Genomic DNA, 16,682 nt, shown 5'->3' with positions numbered 1-16,682 from the left:
TAATTGCCACGCTGGTTGGATTTTAATTGCCAAAGTGGTTGATTTTTTAATTGCCAAACACAGATATGCCTTGTGACACTAATCATTCTCAATCTTTAGAAATAAATCAACTTTTTGGGATAGACCCAAATGAAATTCAATTTCCGTCTACAGGGTTTAAGACCATTACAAAAGACAAGTTCGGGCATCAAGTAATTTTATTGCAGGGATATGCTCCTTTCAACGAAACTAAATGCCCTTCTTGTGGTGGAAAGAATATGATAAAGCATGGCACAAGTGTCGCTACTATCCGTCTTTTAGAAACCAATGGCTATAAAACGGCACTTCGTGCGACTAAACAACGTGTTCTTTGCAAAGGTTGTCAGCATACTGCTCTTCCTCAGCTATCCTTCATTAAAAAAGGCTGTAATATATCAGAAAATATTCGTCGTAAAATTTTGATGGAGCTAACTAAAAACATTTCCATGAAAGACCTTGCTCAACAAGTCAACGTTTCACCTTCGACAGTTGTTAGGGTGTTGGATAAGGATTTACCTACGCCTAGAAAACACAAATCTTATCTCCCTCATCATTTGTCTTTTGATGAATTCAATGCAGGTAATGGTTCTCCTAATGCGATGAGTTTCATCTTTAGCGATGCCAAAACTCATCGACCAATGGATATATTACCAGATAGAAAACTACAGTTTCTTACACATTATTTCCTTCAATATCCAGAATCTGTCAGGCTACAAGTTAAAACAGTAACGATGGACATCTACTCACCTTATATGATTTTAGTGAGCAAAGTTTTCCCAAATGCAAAAATTATCTTAGATAGATTCCATATTATCCAGCATTGGGCAAGAGCCTTTACTAAAGTCAGAATTGAAATAATGAATCAATTAAATAAAGGAAATTCAGAAGATAAGAAAGGCTATAGACGGATTAAGCGTTATTGGAAATTGCTGATCAAAAATCGTTTCGAACTCAAGCAAAGCGAATACAAAAATTATCCATTATTTGAAGGCTTACTCAATCAATCTCAAGTCGTTGACCAGCTATTGAGCTATTCTGACACCTTAAAGAAGGCTTATGACATTTATCAAGAAGGTCTCTTTATTTTCAAACGATTGTCAAAATATCCGTTGGATCATTTACTTTCTTACAAACTCGAAGGAGCTCTTAGACACTTTAACAGGCCTTTAAAGACATTTAATAAGTATAAAGAATTCATTCTTAACGCCTATAGTTACTCTTATAACAACGGTCATTTAGAGGCATGGAACAATCAAATAAAAACCATCAAGAAGACCGCCTATGGCTTTCGCAATTTCGAACATTTGAAGAAGAGATGCTTTCTAAAGATGAATCGCTTGTCAGTAGCTGTGTAAATCTCTCACGCACTGCTACTATTTCCAATGAATGCTCTATATCCAGACTAACTCTAATAGGCATGAGCTTGTTTAGGGCAAAGTAGGATAAATATCATATGTAATATAAAAAACCGCTCCCCCGAAGAAGAGTGATTTTCTCTAAAAAATTTACCAACAACAAAATTTGACAAAGTGCCAAAAAATAATAAGAGCCCTCGACAAGTCACTAAAACCTGCCTTGTTGAGGGCTCTTTCTTCTAATGCTTACTTTCAGGGGTTAGAAAACTAAAATCCCCTATTTCGTTTAAAAACGAGTTTGCCTATAGCTATGGACTCAATCAGTTACTCTAATGAATCCACCAATTTTCCAATATAGGCTATCGTATCCTTTAGTGCTTGATCAGTCGTAATATCAACATCTACACCAGCCGCAAAACTATATGGCGTCACACGCCCTCCCGCTTTAAGGACTTCTAACCATTTGCTAGCGTATTTTTGAGGATCCTTCACCATCTTTAACCCAACTTGTGTCCCAATGGTTAGGCCTGCAGAATAGGTATAAGAATAAAGCCCCATGTAATAATGCGGTTGCCGCATCCAGGTCAATTCAGCTCCTTCAGAAATCTCTACATCTGGTCCCCAGAATTTTTCAAGAGTTTTCTTAAATATACTATCGAGTGTATCTGCATCTATGTAGGCGCCCTTGTCAACCAATTCATAAACTTCACGTTGATAATAGGCTTCTAAGAGGTGAGTAACCATATTGTGGAAGTAGGTTCGAGATAAAAATTCAGCTGTCAAGTTTCTCTTTTCTTCTGGATCACTTAAATGACTTAGTAGGTATTGGCACATAATCACTTCATTCGCTGTAGAAGGTGCTTCAATACAATAAAGTGAAACTTCTGGCACAATAGCTGCGTTATTGGCATTGGCATTTTGGAAGTGACCAGCATGACCAAGTTCATGCGCTAAAACCAGTAATTCATTCATTAACCCTGTCCAGGACAAGAGGACATAGCTTGGCCCTCCGTAGACAGAAGAACAAAATCCTCCTGTACTCTTCCCTAAGTTCATAGGAAAATCAATCCAACGTTCATCAAAAGCTCGTTGAATCATAGCGGTGTAATCTTCACCTAGAATAGAAAATGCATCTTTTAAACGAACTAGGGCATCATCGATGGTTACTTTACTAGCTTCAGAAGGTAGAGATACTTTAACATCCTTGATGGTCATTTTATCTAAGCCATGAGCCTGTTGAAGTATTTTGACATAACGTCGCATCACCGGCGCCAATTCTTCCATAATGACATCTAATTGCCGATCATATTCCTTACGAGTCACTTGTTGATCAAATAAGAGGTAATCAAACACTGATTTAAAGCCTCTCATATGGGCTAATTTCTTTTCTAAACGCACTTGCCGAATATACTGATCAGCTGCAGAATGACGGTATTTTTTCAAAGTCTTATGAAAACTATCAAAGGCTGCCCGTCTTACTTCAGTACGTAAATCCATTTCATAATCATTTTCAAAAAGGACATAGCTATTTGGGTAAGTTTCTCCTTCTACTTCAAAATCATCAAAGACCATATCTTTAAATTTACTTGTTTCATAGCTATCTAAATGATTAAATAAATCTCCATTCAATTGGGCTAAAGTTTCCTCTACTTCTGGAGATAAGCGATGTGGGTTAAAACGTTTCACTTGTTCAATGAAATAGATAGCATCTGGGAAAACTTCTTTTACCTTGACCATGCTTTCTTTTGAAAGACTTGCCAAAACATTTTTGAAGAAAGAAGTTCTAACAGAAAAAGCACTAGCAATTGGTTCATAAAATACTAAATTCTGACCGGCTTCTTTACCATAAGCATCTACTGTAGGCGCTAAATAGCAATATGATCCTAGCCAATCTGCTTGAATAAGCAGCTGATTATAGTCTTTCAAAGCACTAATGATTGAATCATCATCTGTCAGTTGCCCTTTATAGTGTTTTTCAAAAGAAATAACGTCTTTTTCAAAAATGCGAGCTGCCTCTTGAAAATCTTTTTGAGATTTAAATAAGAGCGATAGATCCCATGTCCTTGATTGATCCACTTGTGATCGTTCTAGTAATTGTTCTGCCATAATATCCTCCTCATTTTCTTCTTATTACTGCTTCCTAAAGCTTCTAACACTCATCATCTCGTAGTTTTCCTAAAGCTTCTAACCATCATTATCTCGTAGTCTGCCTAAGCCTTCTAATCATCTAATAATAAGTAAACGATAGGCTAGCGATAGCCTCTATAGCCTTTCGCTAGCCTTACATTCGATTAGTTCATATTCCTTATCCTAGCATTAAGCTAGGATGACTTTTGACATTAAAAGCTATTCAACATTAATCTGCTGTATGGAAAACTTCAGATACATCGTCATCATCTTCTAAAGCATCAATAATTTTTTCGAGTTTAGCTTGATCTTCATCCGAAAGAGGTACAGTTAACTTAGGCACCATGGTCGTTTCTGCGGTAGCTAATTGGTAACCATCTTGTTCTAATTGATCTCGAACAGCTTTTAGATCGCTTGGATCTGTATAAATTTCAAAGGCTTCTTCACTAGTTTCAATATCTTCTCCACCAGCTTCTAAGACACTCATCATTACAGTATCTTCATCTGCATCAGTCGTTGTACGATCAATAGCAATATAACCTTTGCGCTCAAAATTGTAGCTAACTGACCCTGTTTCCCCTAAAGTTCCCCCATTATGCGTCAAAGCCACTCGAACATTTGTAGAAGTCCGGTTACGATTATCTGTTAAGGCATGAATTAAAATACCTACCCCACTTGGACCATAACCTTCATAAACCACTTCTTCATAGTTTTCACCAGAGTTAGGGTTAGCTCCCTTATCAATTGCACGTTTAACATTATCTTTTGGCATGTTAGCAGCTTTAGCCTTATCCATCGCTAAACGTAACGAAGGATTACTGTCAGGATCAGGCCCCCCACTCTTAACTGCCATGTAAATTTCACGAGAAAGTTTTTGGAAAACCTTAGCACGTTTTGAGTCTTGAGCGTTTTTACGCCCTTGAATATTACTCCATTTGGAATGTCCGGACATATGCATCCTACCCTTCGTTTCTTTAAGTTTATATCTAACCCTTAGTTTATAGGGAAAACTGCCTAAAATCAAGCGTCTAATGATGACGATAAAGAGCCAATAAAGTCCCAGAAAAAGCTCCTATACTATCTAATAGCACATCTTCTAAGAGAGGTGTCCTCCCTCCTGTTAACATTTGATGAAATTCATCGAATCCTGCATAACTAATACAAATAAGTAAAGTTAGCATAAAGCGCATGAGCCATTTCCACGAAGCGCCAAAATAGAAAGTTTTATACCATGAATAAGCTAATAGAGCAAATAGGGTAAAGTGAGCAAATTTCCGCAATAAAAATTCCAATCCGGCTAATTTATCTACCCCTCTAAAGGAAACGACCTTTCCCGCATAATAGAATTGCCAATCCTCACAAAAACGCCAAGATAGAATCCATTTTTCTAACCAAGGCAACCGATGGAAAATGGGGAGGATACTTTGCTCTTGATAAGTTTGATTTGAACTCGCAAAAATAACCGCCATAATTCCAATCGCTAAGCTAGCTGCTAAAATAGCTTCATGTGAACGTCTCATAGAATCTCTCCTTTCCTAGTCTTCAATTATTTTAACTGATATGCTAAACTTTGGATAGGATTCTAGTGAATTTTTCAAAAGAAACTCTTCATGCTTATAGTTTATCTGACTTTCCTTAAAAGCTAGCTCCTTCTGTGTTAGAGAAATTCTAAGAAAAGCTGGGCATTTTTATTACATAGGCTCTAAGGAAGGTTAAAGCCATTTATTGACCAGGGTTTAAAGCTTTTAATGCCGTTCAATCTTAAAGAAGCCAAGCAATTTTTTCCTGCCCATAAATAGCAGGCATCTTTCATCCATCGGCTAACACAAAGAAAAGAGTGATGATGTGAAGAAACATACTAACAAGAAGAAAAAAGCCTCTCTAATCACATTTGGACTTCATATTTTTAATGTCTCTTATGATGTAGTAAGGCAATTGCTTTTATCTTTTGTCCTACTTTTTTTATTAGCAGGGCTTTTCATTTTGGGAATAGGGACTGGCTACTTCGTCTATGTCACACAAGATATTCCTGCCCCAAGCCGGCAAGAGCTAAAAAAGTCAATCGGTCAAATTACTCTCCCATCCAAATTCTACTATGCGGACGGTTCCCTTATTTCTTCTGTGCAATCTGATTTATTTCGTGAACGTGTCAAATTAAAAGATGTAAGCCCTGATATTCTTAAAGGTATCATCGCAACCGAAGATGATCATTTTTATGAGCATAAAGGTTTTGTTCCAAAAGCCGTTTTTCGTGCCTTACTACAGGTTGCAACTGGTATGGGTGGGCCTATTACAGGGGGATCTACCCTCACTCAACAATTGGTTAAGCAACAAATTTTAAGTAATGAAGTCACTTTTAAACGAAAAGCAAGTGAAATTTTAATCGCTTATCAAGTTGAAAAATACTTTACTAAAGATCAAATTCTCGAAAGTTATCTCAATGTCTCTCCTTTTGGTCGAAACAGTAATGGTCAAAACATCGCCGGGATAGAAGCTGCATCTCAAGGGATATTTGGGAAAAAAGCAGGAGAAGTCAACCTCGCTCAAGCTGCTTTTTTAGTAGGGCTCCCTCAAAACCCATACATCTATACCCCTTATGAGCAATTTGGCACGAAAAAATCAGATCAAAGCGCTGGTGTAGCCCGGATGAAAACCGTCTTATACCGGATGTATCGAAATGGCTACATCAATCACAAGACTTACCAAGATGCCAAGAACTATCCTATTGAAAAGGATTTTATCGGTCCAACACAAGAAAAAGATTCTCCTCAAACCTACCTCTATCAAGCTATCCACCAGGAAACTATTCGCCTCTTGATAGAACAACGGCTTATAAAAGAAGGTAAGTCTCCTGATGCCCTCTCTAGTAATGAAGAGGAATACAATCGTTACTACCAAGATGCCAATTTAGAATTGTCCCATTCCGGCTACAAAATTTATACGACTGTTAACAAGGCCATCTATAACGGTATGCAAAGCGTTTCAGAAGAAATGGCTAAGCAACTCGGTCCAACCTTTACGGACTATTATGTAGATGAAGAAAGCGGAAAAGAAACTTCTTCTCCTGCTCCTATTCAGCTTGCTTCTGCCTTAATTGAAAATAACACAGGGAAAATATTGGGCTTTGTGTCAGGGCAAAATTTTAAAGAAAACCAAATCGATCACGCCTTCAAAACCCGTCGTTCTCCTGGCTCCACCATCAAACCTCTCTTGGTTTATGGCCCTGCAATCAATGAAAACCTTTTGTATCCCGCTATGGTTGTTGCAGATACAGCCATTTCCATTCGCCAACAAGATGGGACGCTTTGGGAACCGCGTAACTATGGTGGGACCTTATCCAACAGTTTCGTTTCTGCTCGTACAGCCTTAAAACATAGTTTAAACAATCCAACAAGCAAAATATATCTGGGGATGTTGGAGCGAGGCATTAAAGTTCAAAATTATTTTAGTAAAATGGGAATACATGGGGTTGAGGAAGCTGAATTCCAAAATCCTGCCCTAGCCATCGGAGCAAGCAATACCGGACCTACAGTTGTAGAACAAACTTCTGCTTATTCTACCATTGGCAATAAAGGGACTCATGAAGAGGCTTACTTAATCGAAAAAATAGAAGAAGATTCCGGCAAAAACTACTACTCCCATAAAAGCCATGCCGAAAAAGTCTTTGAAGAAGATAGTAACTACCTTCTCCTTGATATGCTGCGCGATGTCGTAAAAAGCGGTACTGCTCAAAGTCTATCTGGTCAACTCAACTTTCAAACTAACCTAGTTGGGAAAACAGGTACCTCAGAAGCTTTTAAAGATATATGGTTCGTCGGTGTCACGCCACAAGTCACCCTATCGACATGGATTGGCTATGACAATACTCATCAAGCTCACTCTGTTTATCCATCAGATGGTTATGGAGATTCTAGTCAAAGAAATCTACGCTATTGGGCCACTATCGCTAACCAAATTGAAGCTAATGCACCCGGCCTTCTCTCTAAGGGGAGCTTTCCTTCTGTTAATGGGGTCATCTCTTCTTCAGTCGTTACTGCCACTGGAACAAGCCCTGGTCAAGTTAATTTGCCAAATGGTCGTAGTTTTACAGTTGGAGGGGCAATGACCAAAGATATTTTTAGATCTAGTTTTCCACCACTAGCCCCTCGTTATAACTTGAGTATTGGAGCTAGCGAAGAAGATCTTCATCGTTTCTGGCAACAATTAACCACTCCTAAGAAGAAAGATAAAAAGTCTGACGACAAAAAAGACAAGAAGGAAAAGAAAGATCAAAATAATTCAGATGATAAAAATTAGTAAAAGTTTTCTGAAATACTCCCTTAAAACTTCTTCAAAAAGTAAGTCAATTCTTCCTAAAAAAGATTGAAGTGAAGTTCTAGTATATACAGATAAAAAAGCAAAGCGGGTATAAACGTTGTTAAATCAACATCTATACCCGCTTTTTCATTCAACAAAATCTTAGTCTATCCCATATCTTGTTATGGGTTAATCGTCGAACCTTTAATCTCAATCTTATGAGGGAGCATGATATGCTCATCTTCTACTTTTTCATTATTCATCAACTTAGTCAACAAACGCATGGCAACTGCACCAATATCATAAAGAGGTGGCGCAATGCTAGATAAACTTGGGCGAACGATATGGGTCAGTTTTGTGTTATTGCTGGAGAATACAGAGAATTCCTCTGGTACTTTTACGCCAGAGTCAGTAAGCCCATTTAAAATCCCACAAGCTACTTCATCATCCGTCACAAAAGCAGCATCTATATTCATTTGTTTAAACTTGTCAGCCAAATCTTCCCCAGCGACATATTTATCCCCTGATTCAAAAATAAGATTTTCATCGTAATCAATTTTCGCTTCTGCTAATGCCCGTTTATAGCCCTTCAAACGTGCTTGACAGTTAATAGGATCTTCAAATTCTTCACAGACAAAAGCTACACGCTTGTGACCTTCTTTGATCATGTGCGTAACGACTTCGTAAGTGGCTTCTTCATTGTTAATATTAACACTAGCGAAGTCATCCGAATAGTCTACAGTCCCAGCCAAGACAACAGGTGCCTTAGAGCGATTCATTTCCCTTCTCATGTCATCAGAAATTTTAGTCCCCATGTAAATGACCCCATCAACTTGCTTGTTTAAAAGGGCATTTAATACTTGAATTTCCTTCTGACTATTTTTATCTGAGTTGGCTAGGATAATATTATATTTATACATCGATGCTACATCATCAATCCCACGCGCTAAAGTAGAAAAATATAAATTTGTCACATCGGGAATTAATACACCCACAGTAGTTGTTTTTTTACTAGCCAAGCCTCTTGCAACAGCATTTGGACGATAATCTAAGCGATCGATGACTTCCAAGACTTTTTTTCTTGTGGTTGGTTTAACATTAGCATTGGCATTTACGACGCGGGAAACGGTCGCCATGGAAACGCCGGCTTCACGTGCAACATCGTATATGGTAATAGTTTGCTTTTCCATCATGTGCCTCCTATCGGTATTCAATATCATGGATCATTTATAATTTAGCATTGTATGCGCTTTTATGCAAGCATTTTCACTTGTTTTTTTAGGGTTTTTCTAGAAAAAGATCCTTTACAATTTAACTTGTATCAAGTCTGTAAATTTATCCTAATAACTGATACAATTAGAACATAAAAGCTCCTGCCTTTTCCTTATGAAAACCGTTTTATCATATACGAAAATCGAGCTTAATGCAAGTAAAAAGGAGAATGTTTATGGAAATCTCGGAATGGCTTTCAAAAAACAGTGCTGACTTGGCTATTTTCACCTCTCCAGCATCCATTTTTTACCTTATTGGTTACGATGCAGATCCCCACGAACGGGTGATGATGTATATCGTTCCTAAAGAAGGAGACGCATTTTTATTTGTTCCAGCTCTTGAAGTGAACAGAGCCAAAAATACTTTAGGAAACTTGGCTGTTTACGGTTACGATGATAATGAAGATCCGTACGCCTTGATTGTTCAACATATAAAAGAACACAGCTCAAAAAATAATGCAGTTAGTGTAGAATTCAGCCATATGACTTATGGCGCCTACAACGGTCTACACAAGCACCTTCCATTTGAAGTCACAGCTGATTTGACCCAATACATGAACAAAGCACGTCTCAATAAGTCTCAAGACGAAGTAGATAAGTTGAATGAATCGGGTGATTTAGCAGACGAAATGGTTCGTTTTGCTCGTACGCAATTACGTGTCGGCATTACTGAAAAAGAATTAGTTCATTTAGTGGAAAATCATATGCGTGATTTAGGTGTTCAAGAATTTTCATTCCCAATGATGGCTCTCTTTGGAGATCATGCAGCGGATCCACACGGCGAAAATTCTGACAGAGCTTTAAAAGATAATGAATGGGTTTTAATGGATCTAGGTGTCATGTGCAAGGGCTACGCTTCTGATATGACACGAATGACTTTCTTCTCCACTGAAGAAAACCCCGAAATCATTGATCGTGAACTTTATGATCTCGTGAAAAAAGCCCACGATGAAGCAGTAAAAGCCGCCAAAATTGGTATGACTGCCCATGAATTGGATGCAATAGCACGGAATATCATTGCAGAAGCAGGTTATGGGGACTACTTTATCCACCGTCTTGGACATGGTATCGGGCAAAGTTGCCACGAATTCCCTTCTATCGTCGGAGGAAACGATATGGTTCTAGAAGAAGGTATGTGTTTCTCCATCGAACCAGGTATTTACATGCCAAACCGCTTTGGTGCTCGTGTTGAAGACTGTGGGGTTCTTACTAAAGAAGGCTACAAGCCATTTACGAGCTCTCCATATGCTAGCGACTTAATAAACTAAACTAATGCACGAAATAAAAGGCCTCTTGACAGCTATTAAAAACTGCCAAGGGCCTTTTTCTTTTTTATTTATTTTACCTTGCCTCCTGCATTGCCCAAATAGTAAATAGCTTGCTAACAATTGCAGGAGAATTTCACTCACATAAGATAAGCGAGACTTACCATGCGCAAGATGGGGTCACTTGACTATTGGTATAGATTAACCGCCTATTTCAACTTCCCAAGGTCTACACCGACGGCCTTCGCCATCTCCTTGTTGACTTTTAGAACAAGTTTCTTTGAAGTTTCCACCGGCATGTCTTTCGCTTCTTTCTCCCCTTTTAAAATTTTTACCGCCATTTGTCCAGTTTGACGACCTAATTGATAGTAGTCAATACCATAAGCACATACAGAACCTTTTACAGCGGCATCAAAAGCAGAAATAGACGCTTTCTTTTCTTCCTTCAAAACTTTCCCAATCGTTTCGATCGTATTGGCAACAGTATTATCAGCTGGAAGATATATGGCATCAACTTTCTTAGCCAAGGTCTTACAAGCTTGTTTCACATCATTAGAAGAAGTAACCGTTACACTTTCTACCTTAATTCCCTTGCTTTTAGCATAAGCTAGAACATCCTTGTACTGAGTTTCAGCGTTCACTTCAGATGAATCATAGAGGACACCAATCGTCTTGATATCAGATTTTTCTTTCAAAAGCTTGTCTACAACTTGCTTAGTAGGTGGCATACTAGAAGTTCCAGTCATATTTTTAGCTGGTTTATTTTTTGCTCCTAATAATTTGGCAGCTTTTGGATCAGCTACGCAAGTGAACAACTGTGGTGTCTTTTTATCCGCCTGCAACATGACTTGAGCTGCTGGCGTTGCAATATCTAAGATAAGATCATTCTTTCCCTTTAGTTGTTGGGCTATGGATTGTAAGTCCGATTGGTCCCCGGAAGCATTCTTATATTCCACTTTAAGATTTTTACCTTCTTTGTAGCCTGCTTCCTTCAAGGCATCCAAGAAACCTTCACGACTACGGTCTAACGATTCGTGTTCAGTATATTGTAAGATAGCCACCTTTGTTACTTTATCTCTAGCATAAATTTCATTTTGCCCTTGCCCTAGTCCAAGTAAAGTCAAGGCTGATAAGGCTACAATAGCTACTGAATACATTTTTCTTTTTACCGATAACATACACATTCCTCCTAGAATATATCATATTAACACTATTAAGATACGGTCTATAGCTACTCGTTCTAAAGTCAATAAAGTCGCTTTCCATGGCATTCCCCCCTGCAAAAAAAGAGCCTATTTAGCGATAAAAACTAAATAGGCTCTTGGAATTCACCAAAATAATATAGATTCAAGTTTTCCTTGAGCCTTTTAGAATTTATCTTCTATGGGGCTCAAGTCAATGTTAAATAGCTTTAGCCTTCATAGATACAATCACTTGATTTGTGCTTGCACCCATGAGGAAATCACGGCTACAAACACTATCTAAAAAAGCTAAAGAAAAATCGATTAATTTTTGAAGCCGAGCAGATCGGCATAACGTATAAAATATTCTTTTGCATGTCCATCATGCTCCTTCCAATGAATCGTTTGAGGATATCATACTAGCTTTCAGAAAACATGTCAAGCATTTACAGAAAACATATCGATCACTTGCAGAAAATATCTAAAACATTTGCGGGAAATACTTGCTTGTCTTTAATGAAAGTCCATCCTTTTGACCATTTTTATCAGCTGCTTTTTGATTAGATCCAATAAGAATACAAGAGTCAGTGGAATAGCTTTAAGCAAAAAGGTCAAGTATCTGGTAAACTATCACCCCAATACTTGACCCTTTATTCTAGATTTTGAAAGTCGCTAAAGAAAGTGCTTTAAGCGTCTTCTTTAACCTCTTTAACTACATCTTTGGCTTCATCTTTGGCCTCTTCAACCACTTCTTTAGCTGTTTCGACTTTTTGGGAAGCAAAGTCCTTTACGTCTTCTGCTTTATCATGAGCCAAGTCCTTTACGTCTTCTGCCTTATCTTGAGCCAATTCTTTCCCTTCTGAAAGCTTAGACTTAGCTTTGTTAGTCAAATCTGTCACTTTCGTTTTGGCCTCCCCTAAATGTCCGTCTAGGCCTTCCCGAACAGAGGCAAAGTTTTCTTTCAATTGATCAGAAGTTTTCGCCAATTGTGCACGAACATTATCAGCAGTCCCCTTCAAGGTCACTTTAATGTCTTGAGCTGTATCCTTAGCGAGCTTTTGATAGTCTTGGCTACATTCACAAGCAAAGTCCTCGCAATTACCTAATTGTTCCCTATAACGATCTGCTTCTTTAGCGATATCTTTTCTTAATTCTTCCCCGGATTTAGGCGCAAAAAGCAAGGCCGCTGCTGCTGCAGATACCCCCCCAATAATAGCTCCTAAAATAAAACCTCCAACTTTTTTACTCATATTATTCTCTCCTCCTTTATACAGTTTAGTGTAACTTCTCATCCTGAAGTTTTAGTCCAACAGCTAGTATAGTCTTCCCATTTACTTTTCTTTTCTACAAGCTATAGTTAGACTTTTTCAGTATTTTTTTTGATCTTATCTGACAGATTCAGAGTCTTTTTTAGTCTCGGATTGAACTTGATTTGTTTGACCTGCTTCTTGACGTTGGTTACGTATCCGCTTAAACGCTTCGGCTGCTCTAGACAACTTCGCCTTATTGGCAACTTTTGCCTGTTTTTCCTTTTTCGGCGCTAAAGATGCCGCTAAATTGCGACTGGATTGATTAACGTCAGAAACAGACTGACCAACGTCCCCAATGGCTCTAAAGAGTGGATCTGTCTTCGCTAATTTTTTGTTGAGATCGTCCATCAAATAATTTGTTTTGTTTAACAAAGATTCGACTTCCAATGACAAGTTATCTACATCCTTCGTCACAACAGAAAGCGAATGATTAACTTCCTTAGCCGTTCCACGTAGATCTACGAGCAGTTCAGAAAACTTTTTCAAATTCACCACTAAAAAGACCACTAAAACCGCAAAAGAAATTGCCACAATCAGTCCAGCGATCTCACCCCAACTCATCTAGCTACCACTCCTTTTCTTATTATCTATAAATTAAGTCTATGATAATATGATAACACTATTCTTTAAGAAAAGCTATTAAGTCAAACCCTTACCCTTTCCCCAAATATCTAACTTTTGTCAAAAGAATGACTTGCATCTATTCCTACATCTTTAGCATGTTATAATAAAATTAATCGATCGCCTTACGCTGGATCAGTTACTTTAAAAAGGAGTTTCCCTATGTCTCAATTTTTACAACACATTCATGAAACCATACAAGCCTATTTTTCTCTTAATTGGCCTTCCCTGTTCGTTAAACTATCACTAAAAGTTATCGGGGCTCTTGTTTTCATACTTATTTGTTTTATTCTTCGCTATTTAGCCCGACTATTAGTTCGCAAAACATTTATAGAATTTCCTGGTCGCCCCATTGAGCAGACAAATCGCATCACTACAATAGTTCATTTGTTAAACAATATCATTCAATATGTCTTTTATTTCTTCCTCCTTTATGGACTACTTTCCATTTTAGGCCTGCCTGTTTCTTCCCTATTGGCAGGAGCCTCTATTGCAGGGATTGCTATAGGTTTGGGGGCACAGGGTTTCTTGACGGACGTGGTCAATGGTTTCTTTATCCTTTTAGAACACCAATACGATGTAGGAGATGAAGTGGTTATTTCTTCAATTAACGGGATTGTTAGCTCGATAGGTTTACGAAGTACTCAAATACAAGATTTCGATGGTGTGACCCATTACATCCCCAACCGTCAGATACTCATCGTCTCTAATAAATCTCAACATGAAATGCGCATCACGATCGATATCCCTATCTATCCCGATAGCCCAATTGATAGGATCCGTTCCATTATTAAGAAAAGTAATCAAGAGCTTCCGCTAGAGATTCGTCAAGCTCTCACCCAACCGCTGAAACAAATTGGCGTTCTTTTTACGAACGACAGTGCTCTGATCTATCGCATCACTAGTTTTTCAAGGGCGGGAGACCAATACACTCTTCAGTCTTTTCTCCTAGAGCGTTATATGAAAGCATTAAGTCAGGAAGGAATTGCCTTGCCTAAACTAACTTTAGGCGACCGGCTGAAATAATCATGCGTCAGTAACAAAGTGCCGTTTAATATACGCAATTAAAAAGAGCAGATCAAGTCATGTCACTTGATCTGCTCTTTTACTCATCATCAGTCGTTTCCTCTCCTAATGGCCTAAATCCATTTGGAAAGCTAATTCTTCTACTGGACGATGATTATAATCATAGTATTGAAGGGATAACTGATTTCCTTCAAGATTTACAACTGCATAAGTTTTAAGATCAGAATAAAGTCCTTTAGGTAAGCGAATACTGCCAGGATTGATACAGCAAACGCCATAAATTTGTTCAATATTCAGAATATGGGTATGTCCATAAAAGGCAAGGCGACATCCTTTTTCTTTTGCAAGTTTAGCTAAAGTTAGGCGATTCATCTTCACTTGACATAAGTGACCATGGGTGACATAAACACCATCTTCTAAGATCAATTCATCTGGGAAATGAGTCCCCCAATCGCAGTTACCTGCCACCATTTGATAGCCCTCATATCGGGAATCCCCTTCAACAGATTCAGAATCTCCGCAATGAATAAAATAGTCGGCATCGAAATGAACACGACGGATCTCTTTAACAATTTCATGATCACCATGATTGTCACTCACAAGGACATATTGCATTTTACTCACCTAAGAAACCTTCCCAAGTCGGCAGCTTCTCCATCAAACTCATTATCGCCTTAGCTCGGTGGGATAAGGCGTTTTTATCTTCTGCCGGCATTTCTGCAAAAGTTATATCATAGCCATCAGGAATAAATAAAACATCATAACCAAAGCCAGCTTCACCTCTTGGACAAGAGGCAATTTGCCCAAATACTTGTCCTTGTGTGGCTAAGGACTCATAGCCCTCTCTTGCCGCTACCATTGAACAATGGAAGTGGGCCCGACGAGATAGGTTAGGAATATCCCCTAATTCTGCCAAAAGTTTGGCGTTATTTAAAGCATCATTCCCATGTTCTCCAGCATAGCGGGCAGAAAGAACACCCGGTTGCCCAGCTAAACTATCAACACAAAGACCCGAATCATCACTAATCACCAAACGCTTCGTTAATTTAGCTATTTCTTCTGCTTTCAATCGCGCATTTTCTTCAAAAGTCGAACCGTTTTCAATCACATCAGGTAAGTCTGGATAGTCTATTAAACTCTCCACTCGATAACCAAAGCCTTTGAAAAGTTGCTCAAATTCCGCTACTTTCCCCTTGTTATGGGTTGCAATCAAAATGACTTTTTCTTCACTCATCCTTTTCTCCCCCTAACACAATGGACTGAATACTCGATATGGGTCTCCCTAACCACCATTCTGCTACAGAACGAAAGTTTTCTTTATCACCAGTCGTCAAAAATTCTGTGTCTTGATCAATATACTCGCCAAAAATTCTTTCATGTTCTGGCATAACCAAATGAACCGTTTCTAATCCTGCATCAATCAGAAAGACATTTTCCCCAACAGCCTTTTGTATAGGCCCTCTAAGCAAAGGAAAATGGGTACAGCCTAAAATAAGCGTATCGCAAGAAAATTCCGTTAAAGATTGTAATTTTTCAGCCACCTTAGCTTCTAGTGCCGAACCAGATATTTCATGGGCTTCTACCCAGTCAACGAACTCTTGAGTGGCTAAACTATGGACTTCCACATGAGGATCTAAAGCTTTCAGAGCCTTGGTATAGGATTGGCTTCGAATAGTAGCCGTAGTCCCTATCACCGCAATCTTTTTATTCACTGAGGCCTTGATAGCCGCCTGAGCACCTGAACGAATCACCCCAATCAAAGGGATATCAAACTCTTTTTCGAGTATTGGCAAAGCAATCGCAGTAGCCGTATTACAAGCAATAATAATTTTATCCACTTGCCGGCGAACCAATTCCTCGACCATTTGTCTGCTGTACTCAATAATTTCGTCATCCGATTTTGGTCCGTAAGGGCAACGTAAATTATCCCCAAGGTAAATGTAATGTGCATCTGGCCAAGACTTTTCTGCTTCTACCAAACAAGACAAGCCCCCTACGCCCGAATCGATAATGCCGATGCGTTGTGCCATAAGCCTCCTCCTTTCAACATAACGGTTTTTATTATACCACAGTCGAAAGAATTTCCTTAGTGAAAAAGGCAAAATGTCCGTTGATTAAGCTTAAAATACGCTTTCTTTGACCCTAAAAAGCTGCTAACTAGCCTATTCGACTGATCTCTTTCTCTATTGAAAGTAAAAAGCTAACTTCTATC

Annotated in this window: 14 protein-coding genes; 4 read left to right on the top strand and 10 right to left on the bottom strand. The window is 38.6% G+C overall.

The features are described 5' to 3' along the window. The first annotated feature begins 50 nt into the window (after positions 1-50). Positions 51-1,373 carry an ISL3 family transposase gene (locus D3H64_RS01795; RefSeq protein WP_147429883.1) on the top strand — a complete coding sequence of 441 codons (1,323 nt, stop codon included), beginning with the start codon at positions 51-53 and terminating at the stop codon, positions 1,371-1,373. Between the two features lie 324 nt (positions 1,374-1,697). On the opposite strand, the gene pepF is transcribed toward D3H64_RS01795, so the two are convergent. The 3 genes from pepF to D3H64_RS01780 all read right to left on the bottom strand — a co-directional run bounded on the left by pepF (position 1,698) and on the right by D3H64_RS01780 (position 5,020). Continuing rightward, complete coding sequence (gene pepF, locus D3H64_RS01790; protein ID WP_121564265.1) at positions 1,698-3,479, bottom strand: oligoendopeptidase F; 1,782 nt, start codon at positions 3,477-3,479, stop codon at positions 1,698-1,700. Positions 3,480-3,729: 250 nt separating this feature from the next. Further along, a complete protein-coding gene (locus D3H64_RS01785) occupies positions 3,730-4,452 on the bottom strand; it encodes a YebC/PmpR family DNA-binding transcriptional regulator (protein ID WP_121564263.1) in 723 nt (240 codons plus the stop codon). A gap of 76 nt (positions 4,453-4,528) precedes the next feature. Next, positions 4,529-5,020, bottom strand: a complete 492-nt coding sequence (locus D3H64_RS01780; RefSeq protein ID WP_121564261.1) for a VanZ family protein — start codon at positions 5,018-5,020, stop codon at positions 4,529-4,531. A 325-nt stretch (positions 5,021-5,345) separates the two neighbouring features. Here D3H64_RS01780 and D3H64_RS01775 point away from each other — a divergent pair, with 325 nt between their 5' ends. Beyond that, positions 5,346-7,796 (top strand): transglycosylase domain-containing protein, encoded by a 2,451-nt coding sequence (locus D3H64_RS01775; protein ID WP_121564259.1) that lies wholly within the window; start codon positions 5,346-5,348, stop codon positions 7,794-7,796. A 182-nt stretch (positions 7,797-7,978) separates the two neighbouring features. On the opposite strand, the gene ccpA is transcribed toward D3H64_RS01775, so the two are convergent. Further along, positions 7,979-8,986, bottom strand: a complete 1,008-nt coding sequence (gene ccpA / locus D3H64_RS01770; protein WP_121564257.1) for a catabolite control protein A — start codon at positions 8,984-8,986, stop codon at positions 7,979-7,981. Between the two features lie 257 nt (positions 8,987-9,243). On the opposite strand from ccpA, the gene D3H64_RS01765 reads away from it, so the two are divergent. Then, complete coding sequence (locus D3H64_RS01765) at positions 9,244-10,335, top strand: Xaa-Pro peptidase family protein (RefSeq protein ID WP_158589194.1); 1,092 nt, start codon at positions 9,244-9,246, stop codon at positions 10,333-10,335. Between the two features lie 206 nt (positions 10,336-10,541). Here the strand turns inward: D3H64_RS01765 and D3H64_RS01760 are convergent, their stop codons facing one another. The 3 genes from D3H64_RS01760 to D3H64_RS01750 form a co-directional block, all read right to left on the bottom strand. Continuing rightward, positions 10,542-11,510, bottom strand: coding sequence for an ABC transporter substrate-binding protein (locus tag D3H64_RS01760; RefSeq protein ID WP_158589193.1), 969 nt, complete (start codon positions 11,508-11,510; stop codon positions 10,542-10,544). 689 nt (positions 11,511-12,199) lie between these two features. Continuing rightward, positions 12,200-12,763: a YtxH domain-containing protein gene (locus tag D3H64_RS01755; protein WP_121564251.1), complete on the bottom strand. Its 564-nt coding sequence runs from the start codon at positions 12,761-12,763 to the stop codon at positions 12,200-12,202. A 135-nt stretch (positions 12,764-12,898) separates the two neighbouring features. Continuing rightward, positions 12,899-13,384: a DUF948 domain-containing protein gene (locus D3H64_RS01750; RefSeq protein WP_121564249.1), complete on the bottom strand. Its 486-nt coding sequence runs from the start codon at positions 13,382-13,384 to the stop codon at positions 12,899-12,901. A 222-nt stretch (positions 13,385-13,606) separates the two neighbouring features. Here D3H64_RS01750 and D3H64_RS01745 point away from each other — a divergent pair, with 222 nt between their 5' ends. Next, complete coding sequence (locus D3H64_RS01745) at positions 13,607-14,470, top strand: mechanosensitive ion channel family protein (RefSeq protein WP_121564247.1); 864 nt, start codon at positions 13,607-13,609, stop codon at positions 14,468-14,470. 105 nt (positions 14,471-14,575) lie between these two features. Here D3H64_RS01745 and D3H64_RS01740 read toward each other — a convergent pair whose 3' ends face one another. Genes D3H64_RS01740 through murI form a run of 3 tightly spaced genes read right to left on the bottom strand, consistent with a single transcriptional unit; the run spans position 14,576 to position 16,500 of the window. After that, positions 14,576-15,085 (bottom strand): metallophosphoesterase family protein, encoded by a 510-nt coding sequence (locus tag D3H64_RS01740; RefSeq protein WP_121564245.1) that lies wholly within the window; start codon positions 15,083-15,085, stop codon positions 14,576-14,578. Position 15,086: 1 nt separating this feature from the next. Next, complete coding sequence (locus D3H64_RS01735) at positions 15,087-15,704, bottom strand: XTP/dITP diphosphatase (RefSeq protein WP_121564243.1); 618 nt, start codon at positions 15,702-15,704, stop codon at positions 15,087-15,089. Next, positions 15,697-16,500, bottom strand: a complete 804-nt coding sequence (gene murI, locus D3H64_RS01730; RefSeq protein WP_121564241.1) for a glutamate racemase — start codon at positions 16,498-16,500, stop codon at positions 15,697-15,699. Before murI ends, D3H64_RS01735 begins: the two co-directional genes overlap by 8 nt. Positions 16,501-16,682: the final 182 nt, after the last annotated feature.

The sequence above is a fragment of the Atopobacter sp. AH10 genome, assembly GCF_003664595.1.
GTDB lineage: Bacteria > Bacillota > Bacilli > Lactobacillales > Aerococcaceae > Atopobacter.
This window is presented reverse-complemented; position numbering and strand designations above follow the sequence as displayed.

Coding starts and splice junctions, on each gene's coding strand:
- pepF (WP_121564265.1), bottom strand. CDS start 3,479: ATGGCAGAACAATTACTAGAACGATCACAAGTGGATCAATCAAGGACA.
- D3H64_RS01785 (WP_121564263.1), bottom strand. CDS start 4,452: ATGTCCGGACATTCCAAATGGAGTAATATTCAAGGGCGTAAAAACGCT.
- D3H64_RS01780 (WP_121564261.1), bottom strand. CDS start 5,020: ATGAGACGTTCACATGAAGCTATTTTAGCAGCTAGCTTAGCGATTGGA.
- ccpA (WP_121564257.1), bottom strand. CDS start 8,986: ATGGAAAAGCAAACTATTACCATATACGATGTTGCACGTGAAGCCGGC.
- D3H64_RS01765 (WP_158589194.1), top strand. CDS start 9,244: ATGGAAATCTCGGAATGGCTTTCAAAAAACAGTGCTGACTTGGCTATT.
- D3H64_RS01760 (WP_158589193.1), bottom strand. CDS start 11,510: ATGTTATCGGTAAAAAGAAAAATGTATTCAGTAGCTATTGTAGCCTTA.
- D3H64_RS01755 (WP_121564251.1), bottom strand. CDS start 12,763: ATGAGTAAAAAAGTTGGAGGTTTTATTTTAGGAGCTATTATTGGGGGG.
- D3H64_RS01750 (WP_121564249.1), bottom strand. CDS start 13,384: ATGAGTTGGGGTGAGATCGCTGGACTGATTGTGGCAATTTCTTTTGCG.
- D3H64_RS01745 (WP_121564247.1), top strand. CDS start 13,607: ATGTCTCAATTTTTACAACACATTCATGAAACCATACAAGCCTATTTT.
- D3H64_RS01740 (WP_121564245.1), bottom strand. CDS start 15,085: ATGCAATATGTCCTTGTGAGTGACAATCATGGTGATCATGAAATTGTT.
- D3H64_RS01735 (WP_121564243.1), bottom strand. CDS start 15,704: ATGAGTGAAGAAAAAGTCATTTTGATTGCAACCCATAACAAGGGGAAA.
- murI (WP_121564241.1), bottom strand. CDS start 16,500: ATGGCACAACGCATCGGCATTATCGATTCGGGCGTAGGGGGCTTGTCT.